Source organism: Kosakonia sp. Marseille-Q7440, assembly GCF_965119485.1.
In genome coordinates this window covers 319543-343058 of sequence record NZ_CBCPLT010000001.1, presented here as the reverse complement: position 1 = coordinate 343058, position 23516 = coordinate 319543, and the positions used below count along the sequence as shown (strand labels likewise).

Below are 23516 nucleotides of genomic sequence, written 5' to 3'. Positions count from 1 at the left end.
AGCGGCCCTTATCGGGGCCGCAGAGGAAGAAATTGCCGGAAATGATAACGCGTTAAGCAGGCTCATCCCAGATGTAATCACTGAACTTATCGAGCAGGCTGTCGAGATCATCGTCGAACGTTTTTTGCAGCATCGCCTTGCCGCCACGGCGATGGAAATTGCCCGTTTTGAAGACATCATCGTCGAGCACTACCTTCTCTTTCAGCGCCTGAGCCAGACGCTCGAGCCAGCTTAACTGCTCGCTGTTCCAGTCGTTCTCGCTTTTGATGCGCGTCAGCGCATGATCGACTCGCTCATCGAACGGCATCAACGCATCGCCTACCGCTGCACGGCGAATATGACCGATTAGCCGGGCGGCGATATCTTCATTACGCGTCTCTTTCCACGCTTTACGCAGGGCGGATTCATCAAAGTGCTGGCGATCAAACCACTCCTGCAGCTCGACAAGCCCCTTGCGAGTGAGGTCGCGGGGCCGATTGATCACCGCCTCCAGTGCCGGCTGCGCATTAGGCGAGCGCTGCACCAGCGAATCAAAGGCTTGGAGGAAATCCTGCGGCGTGTCGTATTCACCATACAGCGATTTAACGCTCACCACTTCATCGTCAATATCGAGGAAGATCGGTGACGCAGTCAGGTTATTGATGTCAGTTTTCAGTTTTTCCAGACGGGCAATAAAGCCAGGCAGCTTGTTGAGGACTTCGGCACTCCAGTGCGCTCCTTTTTGGCGCAGGCATGAAGCGAAGCCGTTAAAGTTAACGCCCGCCGCGTCCAGGCATAGCTCATCCAGACGACGCACTTGCTTATCGATCGTCTCACTACGGTCACGGTTAAACGTTGCCAGACCGATAATACGCTGCAGCTTGGCGACCAGCTGTTCATGGCTGTGCTCGGCGAAGCTGCGACCATCCGCTTCGATGGTTTTGTAAGTCTCGGAGTCGGTGATTTCGTTAACCAGAGTTTGCAACTCAACCTGAGGACGTACCACCACCGGCCGCATGGTATCGACACTTTCCAGCGAGCTGTAGATATCAACGCAGTCGAAAATCTTGAAGCTGGTTTTATTCACATCCGGGCATAAGCGTGTGGCACGGCCTTTCATCTGCTCATACAGAATGCGGCTACGTACCTTGCGCAGGAAAACGATATTACAGATCGACGGAATATCAACGCCGGTTGTCAGCAGGTCGACAGTGACCACGATATTGGGCAACCGCTCTTTATTAAAGCGGGTGATCATGGTCTGTACTTTCCGCGCGTCTTTATCGGCATCACCAGTGATCTTGATAATCGCGTCATGCTCCAGCTGCGGATACTTTTTCTTAAACGCGGTGCGCAGCTCATCTACCACCATATCGGCATGAGCATTGGTGACGCAGAACACCAGCGTTTTTTGCGGCCCGGTCGGGTCGAGATAATTAGTGAGTTCGTTACAGACGGCGCGGTTAAACTCAGGAATAATCAGGCCACGGTTAAAGTCAGCCACCTCAAAGTCCTGGTCATCTTCCAGCGTATCGTTAATCACTTCTCCCTGCGGGCTGATGCGCTCTACCTGCTCGCCCTGAGAGAGATAAACGCCATCTTGTGCGTTGCGGGTAATGATCTGGATCGGCGGATCCTGATCGATCAGATAGCCATCAATTACCGCGGTACGGTAGGTGTAGCGATAGACCGGTTCACCAAAAATCTGCACCGTATGCAGTGCAGGCGTGGCGGTCAGAGCAACCTTGACCGCATCAAAGTGATCAAGAATACGGCGATAAGCAGAGACATAATCAAGCTGGCTACGGAATTGCAGCTCGCCCTCGGTCTGCTCTTTATCGAGAATGTAGCCACGATGAGCTTCGTCAACGACGATACAGTCGTAACGGCCTACCGGCATCGTTTCATCCGATTGCAGCGTGCGTTTAACCAGCGATTGAACCGTGGCCACGTGAATTTTGGTGCTGTCTTCCGGGAATTTGTCGGTCAACCCTTTGATATCAAAGATGCTGTTAAACGTATCGCCATTAATACGCGTATCTTCAAACGCGCCAAGCGCCTGCTCACCGAGTGAACGGCGGTCAACCAGGAAAAGAATACGTTTGAAACGCTGGGACTGGATTAGGCGGAACATCAGCGCAATCGCAGTACGGGTTTTACCGGTACCGGTAGCCATAGCCAGCAGGATCTCTTGCTGGCCATTAACGATGGCGTTTTCCACCGCACGCACGGCATCTTCCTGATAATAGCGCAGGCCCAGCTCGCTCATTGCTGGGTTATTAGCAAACCACTGATTTTGTTTCTGCGGATCGCTGCCGAGCATTTCCAGCAGCTCTTCCGGGCGATGCCACTCCGGTAATGCTTTCGACATGTTGGTGGTATGGCGGACATCGCGATACCAGATGCCGCTTTTGGTTTTCATCGCAGCGCGATATTCACGCCCGTTGGTGGAGTAGCAAAAGGGGATTTTGAAGCGCTGTTCGCCGCTACTATCCTGCCAGTTGATTTCATACACCGGTACCGCTTCGTGCACTTCGTCAGGGGCGTAATGCTCCAGCAGTGTGTCGCGTAAGAAGGCATTATCGAAGTATTTGCTGTAGCGATACGACTCGTTGAGTTTGCCGGAAACATCAACGTTTTTACGTTTTGCCTCGACAACCGCGATGGGCCTAAGGCCGACAAACAGAACATAGTCCGCAAAGCCTTGTTTGCCCGTTTCATCAATAGCGGTTGGCCATTCGGCAATCGCTTTGTTAACGCCAGGCTCCGGGCGGGCGCCTTTAGAGAAGCGCAAGGTTTTGCTGTCGGCCTGCCAGCCCGCTTTACGCAGCTGGGCGTCAATCAGGAAACGGCTCTCTTCTTCATTGAGGTTGAGCGTGCGCTTAATCGCCTGATCGGTAATTTCTTTATGGTAAGCCTTACGCTCCAGCTCGGTCTGTTTCGCCAGCTCCGCATTTTTCTCGGCTAACTGTGCTTCCAGAGCCGCAAGCCGTGCCTGTGTTTGTGCTTCAGTTTCCTGCTGCTTACTTTCCAGGATGGCAATATAGCCGTTCAGGGCAATCATCTTCTGGTGCTGTACTGCCAGCTCTGTCTGACTCTGCTCTTTTTCACGAAGCTGTTGTTCGATTTGCTGTTTCAGCGTCAGCACTTCCTGGTGATAGAGGCTTTCACCACGTTCCGGCAAAACAAAAACCGGCACCGGGAAGTCATAATCTTTAGTGACCAGGCGGTAGTACCAGACAGCCAGGCGAAAGCCCAGCCGCAGACACATCTGCGCGTCGTCAAGATCGTTATGATATTCGTGTACTGCCTGGTTACCGACCCGGCGCAATTTGTGGAAGACAGAAAGAATGTTGTCATCAACGAATGCGATCTTGCCGAGTTCACGTAGCAGATCGTGTTGATTTTCGCAGGGGGGGATGTCCAGCAGCAGGCCAAGATGTTTCGCTGTCGCTTCGCCAAACATACGCATTTTAACAAGCGCAGTATTGGGATCATCCGGGTAGTTATTTTCCGCCGCACAGGCGATAGCATAGGTAAAGTCGTTGATGCCTTTCAGGAAATCAAAATTGGACTTAGTCATCTTTAAGTATCAATCCATCACTGTGCAGGCCTGACCATACATTTAAGACCTGTAACTCTTTATCATAACGTCCAATGTTGGCCTGGACAATGGCAAATTTCACAGTGATAGGGTAATTCTTAAGGGTCGGTTTGAAATTTGCAAAGCTCCCGTCCCCAATTTAGTCATGTTCAGCTCATCGAGGATATAGAATGTATCTTAGGCTCTGAATAAAGCGTTAACTAACAATTTAGAGGATTATCCTACACTAGTCTGTATAGATGCTATTTAGCCTCATTTTTTTAAATATATCCACGGATATACCCGCATCATTAAGTTGAGGCTGGTTAAATGAAAAAGCGCAGACAATCCTACGGGCTCTAAATTTTATACAAAAAACTTCTAATCGAATTATTTTTGCATCTTATGGTGAGATGGGCGGGCTCGAATCGCAAGGTTAATCAAATAAATTATAAGCAGTGAACGATTAGCACTTTGACAAAGCATACTCAGTTTTATAATTAATGGTTTTCCTTTATAGCTCATCAAATACACTAAATGGCCAGCTATCTTTTCGTTAGAGCACCTTTCACCCAGGGAATTAAGTAAATTACTTTTGTTTAGCATAAGTGATTTTTATATAAATAGAAATTTTACCGCACAGTCTGATGTTATTAATACTGATCCAGCTTATACCTTCGCAGTACGATATAACTAAGATCACCACACCATAGTATTGGTTTACCTGTAGTAGCATATGCACAAGTACCAATAATTAGTGCATGACATCCATCTAACTCATCAAGACTATTTTTAACCTTGAATTGCTCTTTGAAGTCATTTGAAATTTCTTTATTAATACAGACACTTAATCCAGACTTAATATTTCCCGCATTTAACCAAATTTTGCCATCTCTTGTTTGCCCAACATCACTAATAAACCCCCAAAATATTCGACGAGCACCATCCATCCATGGTAAAACATTCACAAATTCAACAAATAGTTCTGCCCCATTTTCCGGTAGTTCGCTAAAAGATTGATTTTTAAAGCCCACCTTTTTATCGGCGTAACATAGTCCTTTGGACTTAACCAACTTGTAAAGTAATTTTTTTAAAGTAAAATGTGCCGGATATTTTAAACTTCCACCATCAACAGTTTTTTTACCTGTGAACCTTTGGCCATGAGGTGTATTTTCAGAGGTATCCGCTGCTGTTTTGACATCAATGTCATAGCTTTGAGTTAATCCCAAATCTAATACTATGCCACTGTCAGCATCTGATGCAGGTAACCCTTTATTTTCATCCCCTTCTCCAACCGCTTCGTATGAAGTCCCGAGTGAGCAATTTTCTTGGTGATGGGCACAAAAATGTGGTGAATCATTTCCGTAACTTGAGCGTCTAAACCATGCATCACCCTGACATTCAGTACAGAGTAAACTCCGTTTCTTTAGTTTTACCTCAGCAAGCGGCAATGCGTAAAATGCATCCGCGCCCCATTCTTTTTGATCAATAGTACAGAAAGCTTTATCCACAACGACCTCCTCGCGCAAGCTACCTATCAATCTTACCATTACTTATTAAGAACGTTTAGTTAGATGGTATGATCTAGCTCAAGTTATTAGAAAAACCTGCGCACTAATTTATCTTTACTCTTTTTCTCAACCTTAATCGTAGTTATTGGCATAGTAATACGGTGCTATTTTTTGGTTTCGATTAATGCCGAGAAAATCAGCTCATTTCTGTACTATTAAACTACGTTCATTCAGATTCTCAGAAGTATGAATATAAGCAGTGCGAACATTATTACGTTCTGAATGGCTCAGCTAGCGCTCAATAGCACCTTAGCTTCACAACCCTGACTAACCTAAAACGTCACGCGCCATCATCCAAAAACCACGACCGCAAAATTCATTTTTAATGTTATAGGCCATGTCTGAACGGTAGAACGCATAATGGCCGTAACACGCTATTGCAGGCGCTGAGCGACGTCATGCTTACCACTGGCAACAGCTTTCTCGATAGGGGATAGAAGATAGCTGGTTTTAAGATAACGAATATTAGACGGGCCGATATAAGGAAAGATATACAGCTCAAGATAACGGAGAACGCGCGATCTATGGTCTTCACTCCAGCGCTTATTGCTGGAATGTCATTCGAGAAAGATTGTTTGAAAAGTCTATGTCCCTACGTTTCCAACCTGACTTTCCTTCTGTTCAACTTTTGAATCCATGCCATGCACTAACAGCTTTTTAGCTTCATCACTCTTTGCTCTTGCCTGAGCAAACGTCACAGTAGGCCAAAAAATGTCATGCGCACTTTTTTGTCAATAGGACGTAAGTATTTCATTCTCAGTGCTTGCAACCAATCAGCGACATCATGCCATCACGATCAGATTGAGTCACGTTGACACAAGTTGATTTAAAAGCGCAAAAATTGCTACGGTCTTTGGATTTCAGACACAAAAAAAGCCGCTCCAGGCGACTTATCTTTGCATCTTATGGTGCCGAAGGCCGGACTCGAACCGGCACGTATTTCTACGGTTGATTTTGAATCAACTGCGTCTACCGATTTCGCCACTCCGGCACGGAAGGGGATGCGGGAACGTGTTGGATTATACCTGTCAATCGCCTCCATGCAAGCAGCGCCGCGCGTAACGTCTGCCAAGTGCTGAAATTTTCAGCGTTAAACCTCCCCCTCTCCTCCCCTCATAAATTCACCGAACTAATTGTTGGGTGATTTACATCACTGCGCATTTGTTATGTGATCACGTAACATTCACCGGTAATCCATCACCAGGAAAACCTATGCGTTTTTACCAGGTCGATCCCACGCTGGAAAACTACTGGCGGGGAGTGATCCTCTTTGGCAACAACTTCGCGACCTATAAGTTCGCGCTGGCGCATGCGCTGTACGATATCGATCGCAGCAACACATTCATCTCCTTGCAGGATCTGGCGGTCCCCTTTAGCCAGCATATCTGTGCGCACCTGAAAAACGCACCCAAGCAGATCCTCAACACCAGCAAGCCTGGCCCGTTTATCACCGCCTGCTTGCAGTTTAATCGGGGTGAGATTAGTTACGATGAGCTGTTGCAGGTGACGGCGAAGCAGGGTTTTAAGGTGGTGCTGAAGGCGTTTCATAACGTCAATGGCGGACCGATTGAGAAGCAGTTTTTTATTGATGAGCAGCGCGAAGGCAAAGGCATTCGCCTGACGGATGATTTTTACCGCCTGACGCAGACGCCGCAGTTCCAGAACCTGGTGCATGAGACGGACGCGCGCTGGACGCTGGTCGAAAAGGCCTGGGAGATGAACCTGCCGCCGCAGCTATTGGATGTTCACTATGATGACGAGCAGCAAACGCTCTTTACCCAGCTTAAAAGCGCGCGCATCACGCTGACCAGTTGCCGGAACAGCCTCAATGGTTACCAGAAAGGGCACTGTTTTTACTGCCATGCGCCGATAAGTATCGAAAGCAGCGATCCGTTATTAGCCGATGTCGATCACTTTATCCCGTTGATGGCGCGCGCAGGGCTGCCGGGCGTCAACCTGAACGGCGTCTGGAACCTGGTGCTGGCCTGCCAGAGTTGCAACCGTGGCACACAGGGTAAGCTTGCCCAGTTGCCGACATTGCCGCTGCTGGAGCGCCTGCATGCCCGTAATGAGTATCTTATTAATAGCCGCCTGCCGCTGCATGAGGCGATTATCAACCAGACCGGTAACAGTGAACCGAAGCGCAAAGCCTTCCTGAATGACCGCTGGAACAGGGCGCTGGCTTCACAGCTGAAAACCTGGGCTCCAGAGAGACAACAACAGAGAGTGCTCTGATGACGATGAATTACTACCAGAACCATGCGCAAACCTTCTTCGACGGCACGGTCGATCTTGATATGTCGCCGCTGTACGCCGACTTTATGACGCACTTGCCGGAACAGGCGTGCGTGCTGGATGCGGGCTGCGGCTCCGGGCGCGATGCGCTGGCCTTTGCCCGCAAGGGTTACCACGTGGAAGCGTTCGACGCCTCTGCCGAACTGGTGGCGCTGGCGCGTCACTACAGCGGGCTGCCGGTCAAGGAGATGGCCTTCGACCAGCTGAATGAAACGCAGAAGTACGACGGGATCTGGTGCTGCGCCTCGCTGCTGCACGTCCCGTATAACGAATTACCTGCGGTGATAAACACCCTGGCGCGCGCGCTGAAACCCGGCGGGATCTGGTATCTGTCATTTAAATATGGCGATAGCGAGCGCGAACTGGCGGGCCGCCGTTTTAGCGATATGACGGAGTCCCGGCTGACCGCGCTGCTGGCGCCACTGCCTGAGCTGACAATCCATAAAATGTGGATAACGCAGGATCAGCGCCCCGATCACGATGAAAGCTGGCTAAACGCGCTGGTTAACAAGCGCTAACCCGCCTGCAAAAACAGCGCCCGCTCTGCTTCGCGCCGCCGTGTCAGGCCGGGCAGCACTCTGCCGCCCGCTTTGTTCCAGCGCAGAAACTGGTCGGCGGCCTGCGTATATTCGCCCTGATTTAACAGCTTGAGCAGCGTCGAGCTCTGCAAGTTCCCGGCGCCAAGGTTGAAGGTAAACGACACCAGCGCGTCGAACTGGTCCTGGTCGAGATCGACCGTCACCAGCCTGTGCACGCCACGCTCGCTCGTCTGCAAATCCTTGCGCAGCAGCGCGTCAGCCTCCGCTTCGGTAATCGGACGGGGGAAGTTCTCGTTCGGCAGGATCAGGTGCCCGTAGCCAATGGTCCACTTGCCAACGGCATCGCGATACTTCTCCAGCCGTAGTCCTTCAAAGGATTTGATTAATGCGACGCCAGCATCGCCGGTGTGTTGCGGTTGATTCGCCATCATCGTTGCTCCTGTAGAGAGAGAATGGCGCTGAGCGTTGACTGCGCGTTGCGCCCTTATTTGAGGATGGTTCGGACACATCGTGTTGCAAAGTCGCTGCGGCTTAATATGCGGATGGAAAATCCTAAAAAACGCGGCTTTCAGAGCAATCGCTTAACGAAACGGGCGGTATGCACAGCCGCAGGCTGCCAGAGCGCCGGCAGATGCCCTACACTTCAAGCGTCTCCCTCAACATAAAGGAATCCGTGATGAGCATCATCAAAAACTACGCCGCGCCACAGGCTGGCGCCGAGCTTGAGCTTCAGGAATACGATGCAGGCCCGCTGGCGGCTGAAGATGTTGAAGTCGCCGTGGATTATTGCGGGATCTGCCACTCTGACCTGTCGATGATCGACAACGAATGGGGCTTCTCCCAGTATCCGCTGGTTGCCGGGCATGAAGTGATTGGCCACGTGGTGGCACTGGGTGACGCCGCGCAGAACAAAGGGCTGAAAGTGGGTCAGCGCGTGGGTATCGGCTGGACGGCGCACAGCTGCGGGCACTGCGACGCCTGTATCGACGGCAACCAGATCAACTGCCTGGAAGGCGCGGTGCCGACCATTCTGAACCGCGGCGGCTTCGCCGATAAGATCCGCGCCGGCTGGCAGTGGGTGATTCCCCTGCCGGACAGCATTGATATTGAAACCGCCGGTCCGCTGCTGTGTGGCGGCATCACCGTCTTTAAACCGCTGCTGATGCACAACATCACCGCCACCAGCCGCGTTGGCGTGATCGGTATTGGTGGTCTGGGCCATATCGCCATCAAACTGCTGCGCGCGATGGGCTGCGAAGTGACGGCGTTCAGCTCGAACCCGGCAAAAGAGGCGGAAGTGCGTCTGATGGGCGCGGATTATGTGGTCAACAGCCGCGATCCGGAAGCGCTGAAAGCGCGCGCAGGTCAGTACGATCTGATCATCAACACCGTTAACGTCGATCTTGACTGGCTGCCCTTCTTCGAAGCGCTGGCGCACGGTGGTCATTTCCACACCGTTGGTGCCGTGATGAAGCCGCTGGAAGTACCGGCCTTTACGCTGATTGGCGGCGATCGCAGCGTCTCCGGTTCCGCAACCGGTACGCCGTACGAGTTGCGTAAGCTAATGAAGTTTGCCGGCCGAGCGAAGGTTGCGCCGACCATCGAGATGTTCCCGATGTCGCAGATCAACGAAGCGTTGCAGCATGTGCGCGACGGTAAAGCGCGTTACCGCGTGGTGTTGAAAGCGGATTTTTAAGCCGTTCAGCCCGGTGAGCGCCAATGCCGCCGGGCAGGTTTAACGCCGTACGGCGCGTTGTTGGGCGTGCGGGTTAAATGCCGGATGGCGCGTAAACGCTTATCCGGCCTACGCGGTTTCAGCCAGCCGCATAATCACATACCGTTTGAGCAGGGCGCACAATCATATGCCGGATGGCGCGTGAACGCTTATCCGGCATGCGCCGTTTCAGCCAGACGTATAATCACATGCCGTTTGAGCAGGGCGCACAATCATATGCCGGATGGCGCGTGAACGCTTACCCGGCATGCGCTGTTTCAGCCAGCCGCATAATCAGATGCCGTTTGAGCAGAGCGCACCATTACGTAGGCCGGATAAGGCGAAGCCGCCATCCGGCAACTGTGCCCGGTTAACCACCGGGCACCCCTTCTTATTTCCCTATCGCGGCAAATACTTCGGCAATCGCTACTGCGCCGGGATCGGTCACGCCTTCAAGGTTCTCACTGTTGACGTAAGATGAACGCCCCGCGCCCGCTTTCTGCATGGTGGCGGTGCTCTCTGCCCCTTTGTTCGCGGCATCGATGGCAGCGGCTAATCCGCGATCGCGCAGGGCTTCCAGCGCCGGTTGTAGCGCATCGATCAGCGTGCGGTCGCCGAGATCCGCCCCGCCATAGTGTTTCATCTGCTTTAACCCCAGCAGCAGCGCGTCGGGCAACGGCGTGGCGTTATGCACCGCCTGGCCTGCGGCGGTAAAGAAGATCGACATCAGCACGCCGCTGGAGCCGCCCATCACCGTCGCCAGCCGCTCGCCAATCAGTTGCAGCAGTTGTGCGGTGTTGTTCAGCGGCAGCGCGTTCTGCTCCAGCAGGCGCTTGATCTCGCGTGCGCCTTCGGCAAAGGTCGAGCCGGTATCGCCATCGCCCACTTTCGCATCCAGCGCGTTAAGGCGGTTTTCCAGGTCGATCAGCGTCTGCGCGGCGGTGCCCATCAGCGCTTTTACCTGCGGGTTATCAGAAGGCTCAATCTCCAGCCCGGTGTAGACCGCTTTGTGCGGCTGGGTTTTCATCGGCGCGAAGGCGACCGGTTTCTGCCAGCCAACGGTCTGCACTTCGGCGCAGAGCGCCTGCTCAAACTCATCCGTTAAGCGCAGCAGCGAAAGGGAGAAGCCTTTCATATCGAGCGAACTGACCAGCGGTGCGGGGCCAATCAGGTAGGCCAGTTGATCTTTCAGCGCCGAATGGGCCAGCTCTTTGGTCAGCAGCGCCATCTCCAGCGCGGAGACGCCGCCGAGGTTATTGATCAGCACCGCCACGCGATCGCTGCCCACCTCCGCGCGCAGCGGTTCAACCAGCGTATCGATCAGCGATTTACTGTTGTGGGTCTCAAGGGTACTCGCGCCCGGCTCGCCGTGAATACCAAGGCCAAGCTCAACGTGGCCCTGCTGAATGCGCCCCTCTTCGCTGTCGCTACCCGGCAGGTTGCAGCTCTCCATCGCCAGACCGAGGCTGTAGACGTTGTCGCAAGCCTGCTGGGCGAGGTCGCGCACTTCGCTCAGGGATTTGCCCTGCTCTGCGGCGTAGCCGGCAATTTTGTGCACCAGCGCCGTGCCGGCGATGCCGCGCGGCTGTTTGTTGTCGGGCAGTGCGATGTCATCGGCGACAATCACCATCTCCACTTTCAGGCCGTAGCGTTTGGCTTTTTCGGCGGCGAGGCCGAAGTTGAGCCGGTCACCGGTGTAGTTTTTGACAATCAGCAGGCAGCCGCGATCGCCAGTCACTGCCACAATGGCGTTCAGCACCGCGTCTACGCTCGGTGAAGCAAAGAGATCGCCGCAGACAGCGGCGGTGAGCATGCCTTTACCGACAAACCCGGCGTGGGCCGGTTCATGGCCGGAGCCGCCGCCGGAGATAACCGCTACGCGGCTTTTATCCCAGTCGCCGCGGGCGACGATGCGGATCGCCGGATCGCTCTCAAGGCGTACAAGGTTGCCGTGCGGGGCGGAGATCACCAACCCTTCGATGGCGTCGTTGACCAGCTGTTTGCGGTCGTTGAAAAAGAATCTGGACATAATCTTCCGGGAGTGTAGTGAAACATCCCTCAAGCATAGCCCGCGCCGGACGCAGCGGGGCAAAGACCAGATTTTACTGAAAGGTATCAGGGCGTGGTGCGGCCAAAATCGGTGGTGTAACCGTGAGTATTACGCAACTTGTCGAGGCGGTTGCCCTGCCAGAAGGTAACGGCCATAGCCAGCAGCAGCAGGCCGCCATGCAGGTACATCGCAAGGTGCGTATCGAGGAGGAAAAACCCGGCAATCACCGGCAGCAGGGCGCTGATCGACAGCTCACTGAGCAGGGTCTCCGCCGCGGTAAAGCGTGCCAGCACGTGATCCGCCTGCGCCTCTTCGGGCGAGCCGCGGCGCACCGTGCCGACAGCTTGCGCCAGCGCATCGGCGCGGCGGATAAGCCACTGCACCAGCAGCAGCGCCAGCACCACCACTGCGGCTTCAAAAGCCAGCAATGCGCTGTCGCCCATAGCCGAGGTTAGCCACTGCCCGCTCAAAACTGCCATGGTGAAAAGGGCGTTGAGGATGCCGAACAGCAGTGCGGTAGAGAAGCGGAGCGCAAAGCGCCTTGCGAGGGAAAACATCGTGTGCTCCTTGCAAAAAAGAAGAGAGGCCGCAGCCTCTCTTGATGTTTTACTGGCTCTTGCGTGACATCAGCCACAGGCTCAGCAGGAAGAAGGATGCGCTTGGCAGCAGCGCCCCGACCACCGGCGGAATGCCGTAGACCAGCGTCAGCGGGCCGAAAATCTGATCCAGCACGTAGAAGACAAAGCCGAAGCTGATGCCGGTGATGACGCGCACGCCCATCGCCACGCTACGCAGTGGGCCAAAGATAAACGACAGCGCCATCAGCATCATCACCGCCACGGAGAGCGGCTGGAAGATCTTGCTCCACATATTGAGCTGGTAGCGCCCGGAGTCCTGACCACTCGATTTCAGGTACTTCACGTAGTTGTGCAGGCCGCTGATAGAGAGCGCATCGGGATCGAGCGCCACCACGCCGAGCTTGTCCGGCGTCAGGTTGGTTTTCCAGGTCCCGGTCACGGTCTGCGAGCCGGTCACCTGTTTCGGGTCGGTCAGGTTAGACTCATCGACCTGCGACAGATTCCAGATTTTATGCTCCGGGTCGAACTTCGCCGACGCGGCATAGCGCACCGACTGCAAACGACGATCTTTGGTGAACGCATAGATGCTGACGCCACCCAGTTCGGTATCGCTCTTCACCCGTTCGATATAGATAAAGTTACTGCCATCTTTCGCCCACAGGCCAGCCTGGGTCGAGAGCAGCGAGCCGCCGTACATCGACTGCGCACGCTGGTTACGCGCCATCTGTTCGCCCTGCGGCGCAACCCACTCGCCAATCGCCATGGTCAGCAGCACCAGCGGGATCGCGGTTTTCATCACCGCCAGCGCAACCTGCATACGGGTGAAGCCAGAGGCCTGCATTACCACCAGTTCACTGCGCTGCGCCAGCATCCCAAGCCCGAGCAGTGCACCAAGCAGCGCCGCCATCGGGAAGAAGATCTGAATATCTTTCGGCATGCTGAGCAGGGTATACCAACCTGCGCCGAGGGCATCGTAGCTCCCCTGCCCCGCTTTTTTCAGCTGGTCGACAAACTTGATGATGCCCGAGAGCGACACCAGCATGAACAGAGTCATCATGATGGTGGTAAAAATGGTTTTACCGATATAGCGGTCGAGAACGCCAAAAGCCTGCATTATACCGCTCCTCTACGGGTAAAACGGGCACGAACCCGGCGCATCGGCACCGTATCCCACAGGTTCAGCACCACGGCCAGCGCCAGATAGAGCAGGTTAACTGCCCACATCCAGATCATCGGGTCGAGCTTCCCTTTCGCGCCATTGGAGCGCAGGGTGGTCTGCAACAAGAAGAAGATGAGATAGAGCAGCATCGCGGGCAGCATCGAGAGCACGCGGCCCTGACGCGGGTTGACCACGCTCAGCGGAACCACCATCAGCGCCATCATCACCACGGCGAAAATCAGCGTTAAACGCCAGTGCAGCTCGGCGCTGGCGCGCGGATTGTCGGTATGGAACAGCGTGCGCATCCCCATCTGCTCGGTATCCGTCGGATCGAGCGCCACGGCCTGGTGACCGACAACGGCCTGATAGTTCTGGAAATCGGTAATGCGGAAGTCGCGTAGCATCGCGGTGCCTTCAAAGCGCGTGCCGCTGTTGAGGGTCACCACCTGCGAACCGTCTTTATGCTGGGAGAGCTGGCCGGAGTCCGCCAGCACCACAGAAGGACGGGCGTTGCCTTTTGGACGCAACTGGGCAAGGAAGACATTAGTGAAGTTCTTGCCGTCCACGCCTTCGATAAAGAGCACCGAGTTGCCGTCCGTCGCCTGCTGGAACTGCCCCTGCGCCAGCGCCGCCATGCCAGGGTTGGCTTTGGCATCGGCCAGCACCTGATCCTGATGGCGCGAAGACCACGGCCCGGCCCACATTACGTTTACCGCCGCCACAGCACCGGTAAAGAGCGCCAGCACCAGCGCCGCTTTTACCAGCACCGCGCGGCTCAGGCCGCAGGCGTGCATCACCGTAATTTCACTTTCTGTATAAAGTTTACCCAGCGTCATCAACAGACCCAGGAAGAGGCTCAGCGGCAGGATAAGCTGCGCCATCTCTGGCACGCCAAGCCCGAGCAGAGAGAGAACGAGGTTCGTGGGGATTTCGCCGTCAGCGGCTGCGCCTAAAATCCTGACCAATTTCTGACAAAAGAAAATCAGAAGCAGGATGAATAGGATTGCAAGCTGGCTTTTCAGCGTCTCCCGCACCAGATATCTTGTGATTATCACTTTAATTACGCCCGTAAAAACCAGTCTTTTTGCTGGAAAATCGCTTGTTTCATGGCTTAAACGTCATTTATTCTCTTGAGTCGTCGAAATGATCGCTAAGATTAATATACTCAGCGGATACGTGCGTGAGACCCGATTCTGACGTGCCGAAACCGCAGTAACGTTAAGATTAACACGAAGTCACCGCAACAGCGGACCTGAGTTACGAAAGCTTGCAATTCTATCCGTAGCCGCCGCCGTTGTCTTTAAGATTCAGGAGCGTAGTGCATGGAGTTCAGTGTAAAAAGCGGTAGCCCGGAGAAACAGCGGAGTGCCTGCATCGTTGTTGGCGTCTTTGAACCGCGCCGGCTCTCTCCGATTGCCGAGCAGCTGGATAAAATCAGCGACGGTTATATCAGTGCGCTGCTGCGTCGCGGCGAACTGGAAGGCAAGCCGGGTCAAACCCTGCTGCTGCACCATGTGCCAAATGTGCTTTCCGAACGTATTTTGCTTATTGGTTGCGGAAAAGAGCGTGAATTGGATGAGCGTCAGTACAAGCAGGTCATTCAGAAAACCATAAATACGCTGAATGATACCGGCTCGATGGAAGCCGTCTGCTTCCTGACCGAACTGCACGTTAAAGGGCGCAACACCTACTGGAAAGTGCGCCAGGCCGTTGAGACGGCGAAAGAGACGCTCTACAGCTTCGATCAGCTGAAGACCACCAAAAGCGAGCCGCGTCGCCCGCTGCGTAAAATGGTCTTCAACGTGCCGACCCGTCGCGAGCTGACCAGCGGCGAGCGCGCGATCCAGCATGGTCTGGCGATTTCCGCCGGTATCAAAGCGGCGAAAGATCTTGGCAATATGCCGCCAAATATCTGTAACCCGGCCTATCTCGCTTCCCACGCGCGCCAGCTGGCGGACTCCTACAGCAAAAACGTCACCACCCGCGTGATTGGCGAACAGCAGATGCGCGAGCTGGGCATGTGCTCCTATCTCGCCGTTGGCCAGGGTTCGCAGAACGAATCACTGATGTCGGTGATTGAGTACAAAGGCAACCCGTCTGAAGACGCGCGCCCGATTGTGCTGGTCGGCAAAGGGCTGACCTTTGACTCCGGCGGTATCTCGCTCAAGCCTGGCGAAGGCATGGATGAGATGAAGTACGACATGTGCGGCGCGGCGGCAGTGTATGGCGTGATGCGCATGGTTGCTGAACTGCAACTGCCGATCAACGTTACTGGCGTGCTGGCGGGCTGTGAAAACATGCCTGGCGGACGCGCGTACCGCCCGGGCGATGTGCTCACTACCATGTCCGGTCAGACGGTTGAAGTGTTGAACACCGACGCCGAAGGCCGCCTGGTGCTGTGCGATGTGCTGACCTACGTTGAGCGTTTCGAGCCGGAAGCGGTGATCGACGTGGCGACGTTAACCGGTGCCTGCGTGATTGCGCTGGGCCACCACATTACCGGTCTGCTGTCGAACCACAATCCGCTGGCCCACGAGCTGATTGGTGCGTCTGAGCAGGCGGGCGATCGCGCATGGCGTCTGCCGATGAGCGATGAGTATCAGGAGCAGTTAGAGTCCAATTTTGCGGATATGGCGAATATCGGTGGCCGTCCTGGTGGTGCAATCACCGCAGGCTGCTTCCTCGCGCGCTTTACCCGCAAGTACAATTGGGCGCACCTGGATATCGCTGGCACCGCGTGGCGTTCCGGTAAAGCGAAAGGCGCAACTGGTCGCCCGGTCGCGATGCTGTCGCAGTTCCTGCTCAATCGCGCCGGATTTAACGGCGAAGAGTAACATGTGACTTTGTGCGCCGGATGGCGGCTGCGCCTTATCCGGCCTACAAAACAGCGTAGGCCCGGTAAGCGTAGCGCCACCGGGCTTTGCATTTAAAACCTCAACCAAAAGCCCCATATATGAAAAATGCGACGTTCTATCTTCTCGACAATGACACCCAACAAGATGGTTTAAGCGCCGTCGAGCAGCTGGTGTGTGAGATTGCCGCAGAACGTTGGCGTCATGGCAAACGCGTGCTGATCGCCTGCGTCGATGAGCAGCAGGCCATTCGTCTTGATGAAGCGCTGTGGGCGCGACCGGCGGAGAGTTTTGTGCCGCACAACCTGGCCGGTGAAGGCCCGCGCGGCGGTGCGCCGGTCGAGATTGCCTGGCCGGCGAAACGTAACAGCAGCCCGCGCGACATCTTAATCAGCCTGCGCGCGGAATTTGCAGATTTTGCCACCGCTTTCACAGAAGTGATAGACTTCGTCCCTCACGAAGACTCTCTGAAACAACTGGCTCGCGAACGCTATAAAGCCTACCGCGTGGCCGGTTTTAACCTGAACACGGCAACCTGGAAATAATGGAAAAGACATACAACCCCAAAGATATCGAACAGCCGCTGTACGAGCAGTGGGAAAAGCAGGGCTATTTCAAACCGAACGGTGATGAAAGCCAGGAAAGCTTCTGCATCATGATCCCGCCGCCGAACGTCACCGGTAGTTTGCATATGGGCCACGCCTTCCAGCAGACCATCATGGACACCATGATCCGCTACCAGCGCATGCAGGGGAAAAACACCCTCTGGCAGGCCGGTACTGACCACGCGGGTATCGCAACCCAGATGGTGGTGGAGCGTAAAATTGCCGCTGAAGAGGGTAAAACCCGCCACGATTACGGCCGCGACGCCTTTATCGACAAAATCTGGCAGTGGAAAGCGGAATCCGGCGGCACCATTACCCGCCAGATGCGCCGTCTCGGCAACTCCGTGGACTGGGAGCGCGAGCGCTTCACCATGGATGAAGGCCTCTCCAATGCCGTGAAAGAGGTGTTCGTCCGTCTCTATAAAGAGGATCTGATTTACCGTGGCAAACGCCTGGTAAACTGGGACCCGAAACTGCGCACCGCCATCTCCGATCTGGAAGTGGAAAACCGCGAGTCCAAAGGCTCAATGTGGCACATCCGCTACCCGCTGGCTGACGGCGCAAAAACCGCCGACGGTAAAGATTACCTGGTAGTTGCCACTACCCGTCCGGAAACCCTGCTCGGCGATACCGGTGTCGCGGTAAACCCGGAAGATCCGCGCTACAAAGATCTGATTGGCAAATTCGTGCTGCTGCCGCTGGTTAACCGCCGCATTCCGATTGTTGGCGACGAACACGCCGATATGGAAAAAGGCACCGGCTGCGTGAAGATCACCCCGGCGCACGACTTTAACGACTACGAAGTGGGCCGTCGTCACGCCCTGCCGATGATCAACATTCTGACCTTTGACGGTGATATCCGTGAAAGCGCAGAAGTGTATGACACCAAAGGCAACGAATCTGACGTCTACGCCAGCGATATCCCGGCTGAGTTCCAGAAGCTGGAGCGCTTTGCCGCGCGTAAAGCGATCGTTGCTGCCGTTGACGCTCTTGGCCTGCTGGAAGAGATCAAACCGCATGACCTGACCGTTCCGTATGGCGATCGCGGCGGCGTGGTGATCGAACCGATGCTCACCGATCAGTGGTACGTGCGCGCCGATGTGCTGGCGAAACCGGCCGTTGAAGCGGTCGAGAACGGCGATATCCAGTTCGTGCCGAAGCAGTATGAAAACATGTACTTCTCCTGGATGCGCGACATTCAGGACTGGTGTATCTCCCGCCAGCTGTGGTGGGGCCACCGCATTCCGGCGTGGTACGACAACGACGGCGACGTCTACGTTGGCCGCAGCGAAGAGGAAGTGCGCCAGGAGAACAGCCTCTCTGCGGATGTCGCGCTGCGCCAGGACGACGACGTCCTCGACACCTGGTTCTCTTCCGCGCTGTGGACCTTCTCTACCCTCGGCTGGCCGGAAAACACCGACGCGCTGCGTCAGTTCCACCCGACCAGCGTGATGGTGAGCGGCTTCGACATCATCTTCTTCTGGATCGCGCGCATGATCATGATGACCATGCACTTCATCAAAGATGAGAACGGTAAACCGCAGGTGCCGTTCAAGACCGTCTATATGACGGGTCTGATCCGCGATGACGAAGGGCAGAAGATGTCGAAATCGAAAGGCAACGTTATCGATCCGCTGGATATGGTTGACGGTATTTCGCTGCCGGATCTGCTGGAAAAACGCACCGGTAACATGATGCAGCCGCAGCTGGCGGAAAAAATCCGCAAGCGCACCGAGAAGCAGTTCCCGGACGGCATCGAGCCGCACGGCACCGACGCCCTGCGTTTCACCCTCGCGGCACTGGCCTCAACCGGTCGTGATATCAACTGGGATATGAAGCGCCTCGAAGGTTACCGTAACTTCTGTAACAAGCTGTGGAACGCCAGCCGCTTTGTGCTGATGAACACCGAAGAGCAGGATTGCGGCTTCAACGGCGGCGAAATGGTGCTGTCGCTGGCGGATCGCTGGATCCTCGCCGAGTTCAACCAGACCATCAAAGCGTACCGCGATGCGCTGGACAGCTACCGCTTCGATATTGCAGCCGGCATTCTGTATGAGTTCACCTGGAACCAGTTCTGCGACTGGTATCTGGAGCTGACCAAGCCGGTAATGAATGGCGGTTCAGAAGCCGAACTGCGCGGCACGCGCAACACGCTGGTAACGGTGCTGGAAGGTCTGCTGCGCCTGGCGCACCCGATCATTCCGTTTATCACTGAAACCATCTGGCAGCGCGTGAAAGTGCTGAAAGGTATCGATGCCGATACCATCATGCTGCAACCGTTCCCGAGCTTTGACGCCGCCCAGGTCGATGAGCAGGCCGTGGCCGATACCGAGTGGCTGAAGCAGGCGATCGTTGCGGTGCGTAATATCCGCGCCGAGATGAACATCGCGCCGGGTAAACCGCTTGAGCTGCTGCTGCGCAGCGCCAGCCCTGAAGCGCAGCGTCGCGTAAACGACAACCTGAGCTTCCTGAAGACGCTGGCGCGTCTGGAGAGCATCACGCTGCTCTCTGCCGACGAGAAAGGGCCGGTTTCGGTCACCAAGATCGTTGATGGCGCGGAGTTGCTGATCCCGATGGCCGGTCTTATTGACAAAGAGGCCGAGCTGGCGCGTCTGGCGAAAGAGGTGGCGAAGGTTGAGCAGGAGATTGGCCGCATCGAGAGCAAGCTGGGTAACGAAGGCTTTGTTGCCCGCGCGCCGGAAGCGGTGATCGCTAAAGAGCGTGAGAAGCTCGACGGCTACGCGCAGACCAAAGCGAAGCTGATTGAGCAGCAGGCGGTTATCGCCGCGCTGTAATTCTCAGTCAAAGAAAAGCCGGGCATCGCGCCCGGCTTTTTTATTGGCTGCGGGATAAGAAGATTCCCCTACCCAACTGCTTTTGTCGGCCGGATAAGGCGACTCCCCTGCCCGACTGCTTTTGTCGGCCGGATGAGGCAACTTCTCTGCCCGACCGCTTTTGTAGGCCGGATAAGGCGTAGCCGCCATCCGGCACTTTCCACCGAACTAAATCGCAGCCGCCATCCGGCACTCTCTACCGAACTTAAATCGCCGCCGGATAGAACGACAAACCACGCGCCAGCAGGTTGGCCGGATCTTTCGCCGGCTGCACGCCGTGATCTTCCAGCGTCAGCGCTTCCAGGTTGCCGTGCACATGGGTATTTTCCAGCAGGTAGCGGGTCATACGCACTTTCGCCCACGGCCACGCCAGGAACAGCGTCACCAGGCACACCGCCATATTACTGATGGCGATCCACAACATGCGCCCAACGGTCACCGTGGAAGAGAAGCGAATATCCCCTTCCAGCACCAGCTGGCTGTAGAGGTAAGCGCGCAGCTTCACAAAGGCAAAGGTAAAGCAGACAATCGCGCCGAGAATATAGATCAGGTAGGTGAGCATGATTTTGCCGTACATCGGGCCCATCATCATCGCCATCTGCTCTGGATCGCCCTGCAGTAAATAGGCGGACTGCATCAGTTCAATCATCGCTGGCACAATCAATACCATCACCAGCGCGATAAACGGAATAAACAGCAGCATCGACAGCAGCACAATACCGATACATTTTTTCATTGAGAAACTGCCGGAGAATTTTAATTTGCCGTACTGCAAATTATTCGCCAGCATGCCATACCACTGCGCGGCAAATACGCCCTGCATCACGCCAATACCCAGCAATACGGCCAGCGATCCCACGATGCTTACCGTAACAATAGCGCTAATTGAGCCGCTGCTTGCCGCCATGGTCGCGAAGATAGAGAAAATAATCCCCACGCCAATGATAATCAGCAATGGGCAGCCCATCATCACCCACCACGCGCGCAGCGGGCTGGCGTAAAAGTTAAAGCGCACGCCGTTAATCTCGGTCATCAGCATCTGATAACGCAGACCCTGCGTAATTAACCATGGGAAGAAGAGAATAAATAAACCCATCATGCAGAGTTGCAGAATAAAGTTCTCATTCACCACGTTAACAATAAAAATCGCATACAGCGCCAGCAGGCAGAGCCAGCCAACAAAAATGGAACTGCCGGTCGCATGGTAAGAGAAACGCGCGCCCTCCAGCTCGGTGTTTTCGTAGAAATAACGACGCGCGCGAATTAACGCCCACGGTAAATAAATCCCCAGCGTTATTATGGTCAGCAGAATATTAACCAGCCAAACAACGAAATAGCCTTTCCCGCTACCCTGAAAGCGGAAATGGCGCACGGGAGCCGCCACAGAAGCATGAATGTCGGAAGTCATAACAATCCTTATTGTAAAAAAGAGGTGCTAACGGAGTTAACCACAGCAATATTGCTTAAGAATTATCTCCACTGTGCAGTGTAAATACCTTACGGTCAAAAAAATAGCGCCCAATATTCCTGGTCTTGCCAGATGCGCCCTGTAGTGGTATTAACCAGGATCCCCGAAAAAGCAACAGACAGAGTGCGAAAATGAATGTAACCGCGCCGGTAGAGGTCAAAATGCGCCGCATTGCCGCGACAGATAATGCGGCTATCGCCTCGGTGATCCGTCAGGTGTCAGCCGAATATGGCCTGACGGCTGATAAAGGCTACACCGTTGCCGATCCTGAACTGGACGAGCTTTATCAGTTATATAGCCGCGAAGGCTGCGCTTACTGGGTCGTTGAATTAAATGGCGACGTAGTGGGCGGCGGCGGCGTGGCGCCCCTGAAGTGCAGCGAGCCGGATATCTGCGAACTGCAAAAGATGTATTTTCTGCCCTGCGCGCGCGGCCAGGGGCTGGCGAAAAAGCTGGCGCTGATGGCGCTCGATCACGCGAAAAAAAGCGGCTTCACGCGCTGCTATTTAGAGACCACCGCCTTTTTAACCGACGCTATCGGTCTGTATGAGCATCTGGGGTTTGCGCATATCGACGGCCCGCTGGGCTGCACCGGTCACGTCGATTGCGAAGTGCGAATGTTAAAAACGCTCTAATCAAGTGCGGGCACATCGGCCCGCATCATCACTGCTCTTCCGTCGCCAGCACCAGCCGCACAATCGCGGCGGCTTTCTGCGGCGGTAGCGCCAGTACATCACCCCAAAGCTGTTGCAGCATATCGCAGACCAGCTTCTCTTTGCCGATGGCATTCTGCGGCGCATCCAGCAGTTGCAGATCATGACCATACTTCTGCGCCATCGGCTGCACTACCGTGGCGATATCCCGCTGCGCATTGGCGCGCTCTTCGGCAGTTACCGTATGCTTATTGGGCCCGTAAGAGGCGTTGAGCATCGCGGCTTCAGTGTCGAGGCGACGTTTTAACATCTCCGGGGAGATAAAGCGCACCGGGTTGATGCCCCCTTTTACCGCCGGGTATTGAAAGCGGAAGCAGGCATCATCGCTTTTCGCCTGGATCTCGGCGGCCTGCTCCATCATCACGCGCATTTCGGCGACCACCAGATCGTCTGGCGCAAACTGCAAACGCTGCATCTGCACCGCGAGGATCTGCGGCTGAATGGCGTCGATCACCTTCTGCTCATTCGCCCCCTCTTTCATCATCACCATCACCTGGGCGCGCAGTTTCGCCATCAGGGCGGGATCGTGCTCGGCGATAAATTTCCACGCCGGGACCTGCTGCACCGTCGCGTCAAACTTCTCATCCGCGGTCTGGGCTAACTTCTCTCCCTGCAAATATTTAATGTCGATCACGTTCCACAGGGCGATAAATACCACCACCAGCACGATCGCGCTCCCTTTGCTCAGCCACCCTTTTTTACGCAGCAGGCTGGCGACCACGGCGATCGCCATCCCGGAGTAGCCCGCCATCAGGATATGTGTCCAGTTCATTATTTTCCTTTGATCTCAAATCAGGCCGGTACGCCGCTGTGAAAACGGAACTCCGTATCCGGTGAGCTAATCAGCGCCGCTTCCACTTCGCCGAAATGGCGCACGCGCGGCGCAATATCGGTGGCCGAAATCTGCTGCGCCAGCGCGAGGTAATCCTGATAGTGGCGCGCTTCGGATCGCAGGAGCGACAGGTAAAATTTTTGCAAATCCGCGTCAAGACACGGCGCAAGTGCGGCGAAGCGTTCGCAGGAGCGCGCTTCGATATAGGCACCGCAAATTAATTTATCGACCAGAGTCAGCGGTTCATGAGTGCGAACTTCTTTCAGCATCCCTTTGGCATAGCGGCTGGCGGTAATTTTCACATAGGGAATGTTGCGGGCGAGCATCGCTTCGCGCACTTGCCAGAAGTGGTGCAGCTCCTCTTTAATCAGCAGCACCATGCTGTCGATCAGCGCCTGGCCCCAGGCATCATCGGTCTGCGGCATCACGCTTTTGCCGATCTGCTTATGCAGGGCGACAAAGTCCGGTTCCGGGCCTTCGCGGAAGGCAAACTCTTCATAAGGTTTCAGCCAGGCGAGCAGCGCTTCTGAGCCGGTTTTATCGGCAACGTAGCGGCGCACCAGCAGCATGGCGGTTTGTGCGGCCTTCAGTTCGCAGACCAGATGGTCGGTGAGCAGCAGCGGCAGCATCTCGGGCTGACGGGCTTTCTCTATCCAGGCGGTGGGGGTTGGGCAGTGCAGAAAAGCGCGAACCGGGGCGAGTAGTTGCGGGTAATCCATGGCATTTCCTTGCTTTGCGGCAGCG

18 protein-coding genes, 1 tRNA gene and 1 pseudogene are annotated in these 23516 nt (G+C 55.0%); 7 read left to right on the top strand and 13 right to left on the bottom strand.

Features of this window, described 5'->3' with window-relative positions; genetic code table 11:
• Nucleotides 1–52: 52 nt before the first annotated feature.
• The 4 genes and pseudogenes from hsdR to ACWPW2_RS01525 form a co-directional block, all read right to left on the bottom strand.
• Nucleotides 53–3562, bottom strand: a complete 3510-nt coding sequence (gene hsdR, locus ACWPW2_RS01540) for a type I restriction-modification system endonuclease (protein WP_454121375.1) — start codon at nt 3560–3562, stop codon at nt 53–55.
• A 653-nt stretch (nt 3563–4215) separates the two neighbouring features.
• Nucleotides 4216–5073: a hypothetical protein gene (locus ACWPW2_RS01535; RefSeq protein WP_454121374.1), complete on the bottom strand. Its 858-nt coding sequence runs from the start codon at nt 5071–5073 to the stop codon at nt 4216–4218.
• A gap of 437 nt (nt 5074–5510) precedes the next feature.
• Nucleotides 5511–5890: pseudogene (locus ACWPW2_RS01530) on the bottom strand (phage integrase central domain-containing protein); the annotation flags it as partial.
• Nucleotides 5891–6039: 149 nt separating this feature from the next.
• Nucleotides 6040–6124: transfer RNA gene (locus tag ACWPW2_RS01525), tRNA-Leu, on the bottom strand.
• Nucleotides 6125–6345: 221 nt separating this feature from the next.
• Between ACWPW2_RS01525 and ACWPW2_RS01520 the strand changes: the two genes are divergently transcribed.
• Nucleotides 6346–7368: an HNH endonuclease gene (locus ACWPW2_RS01520; RefSeq protein ID WP_454121373.1), complete on the top strand. Its 1023-nt coding sequence runs from the start codon at nt 6346–6348 to the stop codon at nt 7366–7368.
• Nucleotides 7368–7946 carry a class I SAM-dependent methyltransferase gene (locus ACWPW2_RS01515; RefSeq protein ID WP_454121371.1) on the top strand — a complete coding sequence of 193 codons (579 nt, stop codon included), beginning with the start codon at nt 7368–7370 and terminating at the stop codon, nt 7944–7946. Before ACWPW2_RS01520 ends, ACWPW2_RS01515 begins: the two co-directional genes overlap by 1 nt.
• Here the strand turns inward: ACWPW2_RS01515 and ACWPW2_RS01510 are convergent.
• Complete coding sequence (locus ACWPW2_RS01510; RefSeq protein WP_042714022.1) at nt 7943–8395, bottom strand: lysozyme; 453 nt, start codon at nt 8393–8395, stop codon at nt 7943–7945. The two genes, ACWPW2_RS01515 and ACWPW2_RS01510, sit on opposite strands and share 4 nt — an antisense overlap.
• Before the next feature lie 248 nt (nt 8396–8643).
• Here ACWPW2_RS01510 and ahr point away from each other — a divergent pair, with 248 nt between their 5' ends.
• Complete coding sequence (gene ahr / locus ACWPW2_RS01505) at nt 8644–9663, top strand: NADPH-dependent aldehyde reductase Ahr (RefSeq protein WP_023480305.1); 1020 nt, start codon at nt 8644–8646, stop codon at nt 9661–9663.
• Between the two features lie 409 nt (nt 9664–10072).
• Here the strand turns inward: ahr and ACWPW2_RS01500 are convergent, their stop codons facing one another.
• The 5 genes from ACWPW2_RS01500 to ACWPW2_RS01480 form a co-directional block, all read right to left on the bottom strand.
• On the bottom strand, nt 10073–11710 hold the full coding sequence (locus ACWPW2_RS01500) for a dihydroxyacetone kinase subunit DhaK (protein ID WP_454121369.1): 1638 nt from the start codon (nt 11708–11710) through the stop codon (nt 10073–10075).
• An 86-nt stretch (nt 11711–11796) separates the two neighbouring features.
• Nucleotides 11797–12288: a hypothetical protein gene (locus tag ACWPW2_RS01495; protein WP_454121368.1), complete on the bottom strand. Its 492-nt coding sequence runs from the start codon at nt 12286–12288 to the stop codon at nt 11797–11799.
• A gap of 49 nt (nt 12289–12337) precedes the next feature.
• Nucleotides 12338–13423 carry an LPS export ABC transporter permease LptG gene (gene lptG, locus ACWPW2_RS01490; protein ID WP_454121367.1) on the bottom strand — a complete coding sequence of 362 codons (1086 nt, stop codon included), beginning with the start codon at nt 13421–13423 and terminating at the stop codon, nt 12338–12340.
• Nucleotides 13423–14523: an LPS export ABC transporter permease LptF gene (gene lptF, locus ACWPW2_RS01485; protein WP_034813424.1), complete on the bottom strand. Its 1101-nt coding sequence runs from the start codon at nt 14521–14523 to the stop codon at nt 13423–13425. The genes lptG and lptF overlap by 1 nt, the downstream gene beginning before the upstream one ends.
• 63 nt (nt 14524–14586) lie before the next feature.
• Nucleotides 14587–14637, bottom strand: coding sequence for a hypothetical protein (locus ACWPW2_RS01480; protein ID WP_216848985.1), 51 nt, complete (start codon nt 14635–14637; stop codon nt 14587–14589).
• A 153-nt stretch (nt 14638–14790) separates the two neighbouring features.
• On the opposite strand from ACWPW2_RS01480, the gene pepA reads away from it, so the two are divergent.
• The 3 genes from pepA to ACWPW2_RS01465 all read left to right on the top strand — a co-directional run bounded on the left by pepA (nt 14791) and on the right by ACWPW2_RS01465 (nt 19720).
• Complete coding sequence (pepA, locus tag ACWPW2_RS01475; RefSeq protein ID WP_023480432.1) at nt 14791–16302, top strand: leucyl aminopeptidase; 1512 nt, start codon at nt 14791–14793, stop codon at nt 16300–16302.
• 119 nt (nt 16303–16421) lie between these two features.
• Nucleotides 16422–16865: a DNA polymerase III subunit chi gene (gene holC / locus ACWPW2_RS01470; protein WP_023480242.1), complete on the top strand. Its 444-nt coding sequence runs from the start codon at nt 16422–16424 to the stop codon at nt 16863–16865.
• Nucleotides 16865–19720 (top strand): valine--tRNA ligase, encoded by a 2856-nt coding sequence (locus tag ACWPW2_RS01465; RefSeq protein WP_454121365.1) that lies wholly within the window; start codon nt 16865–16867, stop codon nt 19718–19720. The genes holC and ACWPW2_RS01465 overlap by 1 nt, the downstream gene beginning before the upstream one ends.
• Nucleotides 19721–19964: 244 nt before the next feature.
• Here the strand turns inward: ACWPW2_RS01465 and ACWPW2_RS01460 are convergent, their stop codons facing one another.
• Nucleotides 19965–21167, bottom strand: a complete 1203-nt coding sequence (locus tag ACWPW2_RS01460) for a YjgN family protein (protein ID WP_454121364.1) — start codon at nt 21165–21167, stop codon at nt 19965–19967.
• 191 nt (nt 21168–21358) lie between these two features.
• On the opposite strand from ACWPW2_RS01460, the gene ACWPW2_RS01455 reads away from it, so the two are divergent.
• Nucleotides 21359–21862 carry a GNAT family N-acetyltransferase gene (locus ACWPW2_RS01455; protein ID WP_023480203.1) on the top strand — a complete coding sequence of 168 codons (504 nt, stop codon included), beginning with the start codon at nt 21359–21361 and terminating at the stop codon, nt 21860–21862.
• Between the two features lie 28 nt (nt 21863–21890).
• On the opposite strand, the gene ACWPW2_RS01450 is transcribed toward ACWPW2_RS01455, so the two are convergent.
• Complete coding sequence (locus tag ACWPW2_RS01450; protein WP_454121362.1) at nt 21891–22712, bottom strand: topoisomerase II; 822 nt, start codon at nt 22710–22712, stop codon at nt 21891–21893.
• A gap of 20 nt (nt 22713–22732) precedes the next feature.
• Nucleotides 22733–23491 carry a tRNA isopentenyl-2-thiomethyl-A-37 hydroxylase MiaE gene (gene miaE / locus ACWPW2_RS01445; protein WP_042714029.1) on the bottom strand — a complete coding sequence of 253 codons (759 nt, stop codon included), beginning with the start codon at nt 23489–23491 and terminating at the stop codon, nt 22733–22735.
• Nucleotides 23492–23516: the final 25 nt, after the last annotated feature.

Excerpts from the sequence above, each read along its gene's own strand:
- hsdR (WP_454121375.1), bottom strand. The coding sequence starts at position 3,562 with ATGACTAAGTCCAATTTTGATTTCCTGAAAGGCATCAACGACTTTACC.
- ACWPW2_RS01520 (WP_454121373.1), top strand. The coding sequence starts at position 6,346 with ATGCGTTTTTACCAGGTCGATCCCACGCTGGAAAACTACTGGCGGGGA.
- ACWPW2_RS01515 (WP_454121371.1), top strand. The coding sequence starts at position 7,368 with ATGACGATGAATTACTACCAGAACCATGCGCAAACCTTCTTCGACGGC.
- ACWPW2_RS01510 (WP_042714022.1), bottom strand. The coding sequence starts at position 8,395 with ATGGCGAATCAACCGCAACACACCGGCGATGCTGGCGTCGCATTAATC.
- ahr (WP_023480305.1), top strand. The coding sequence starts at position 8,644 with ATGAGCATCATCAAAAACTACGCCGCGCCACAGGCTGGCGCCGAGCTT.
- ACWPW2_RS01500 (WP_454121369.1), bottom strand. The coding sequence starts at position 11,710 with ATGTCCAGATTCTTTTTCAACGACCGCAAACAGCTGGTCAACGACGCC.
- ACWPW2_RS01495 (WP_454121368.1), bottom strand. The coding sequence starts at position 12,288 with ATGTTTTCCCTCGCAAGGCGCTTTGCGCTCCGCTTCTCTACCGCACTG.
- lptG (WP_454121367.1), bottom strand. The coding sequence starts at position 13,423 with ATGCAGGCTTTTGGCGTTCTCGACCGCTATATCGGTAAAACCATTTTT.
- pepA (WP_023480432.1), top strand. The coding sequence starts at position 14,791 with ATGGAGTTCAGTGTAAAAAGCGGTAGCCCGGAGAAACAGCGGAGTGCC.
- holC (WP_023480242.1), top strand. The coding sequence starts at position 16,422 with ATGAAAAATGCGACGTTCTATCTTCTCGACAATGACACCCAACAAGAT.
- ACWPW2_RS01465 (WP_454121365.1), top strand. The coding sequence starts at position 16,865 with ATGGAAAAGACATACAACCCCAAAGATATCGAACAGCCGCTGTACGAG.
- ACWPW2_RS01460 (WP_454121364.1), bottom strand. The coding sequence starts at position 21,167 with ATGACTTCCGACATTCATGCTTCTGTGGCGGCTCCCGTGCGCCATTTC.
- ACWPW2_RS01455 (WP_023480203.1), top strand. The coding sequence starts at position 21,359 with ATGAATGTAACCGCGCCGGTAGAGGTCAAAATGCGCCGCATTGCCGCG.
- ACWPW2_RS01450 (WP_454121362.1), bottom strand. The coding sequence starts at position 22,712 with ATGAACTGGACACATATCCTGATGGCGGGCTACTCCGGGATGGCGATC.
- miaE (WP_042714029.1), bottom strand. The coding sequence starts at position 23,491 with ATGGATTACCCGCAACTACTCGCCCCGGTTCGCGCTTTTCTGCACTGC.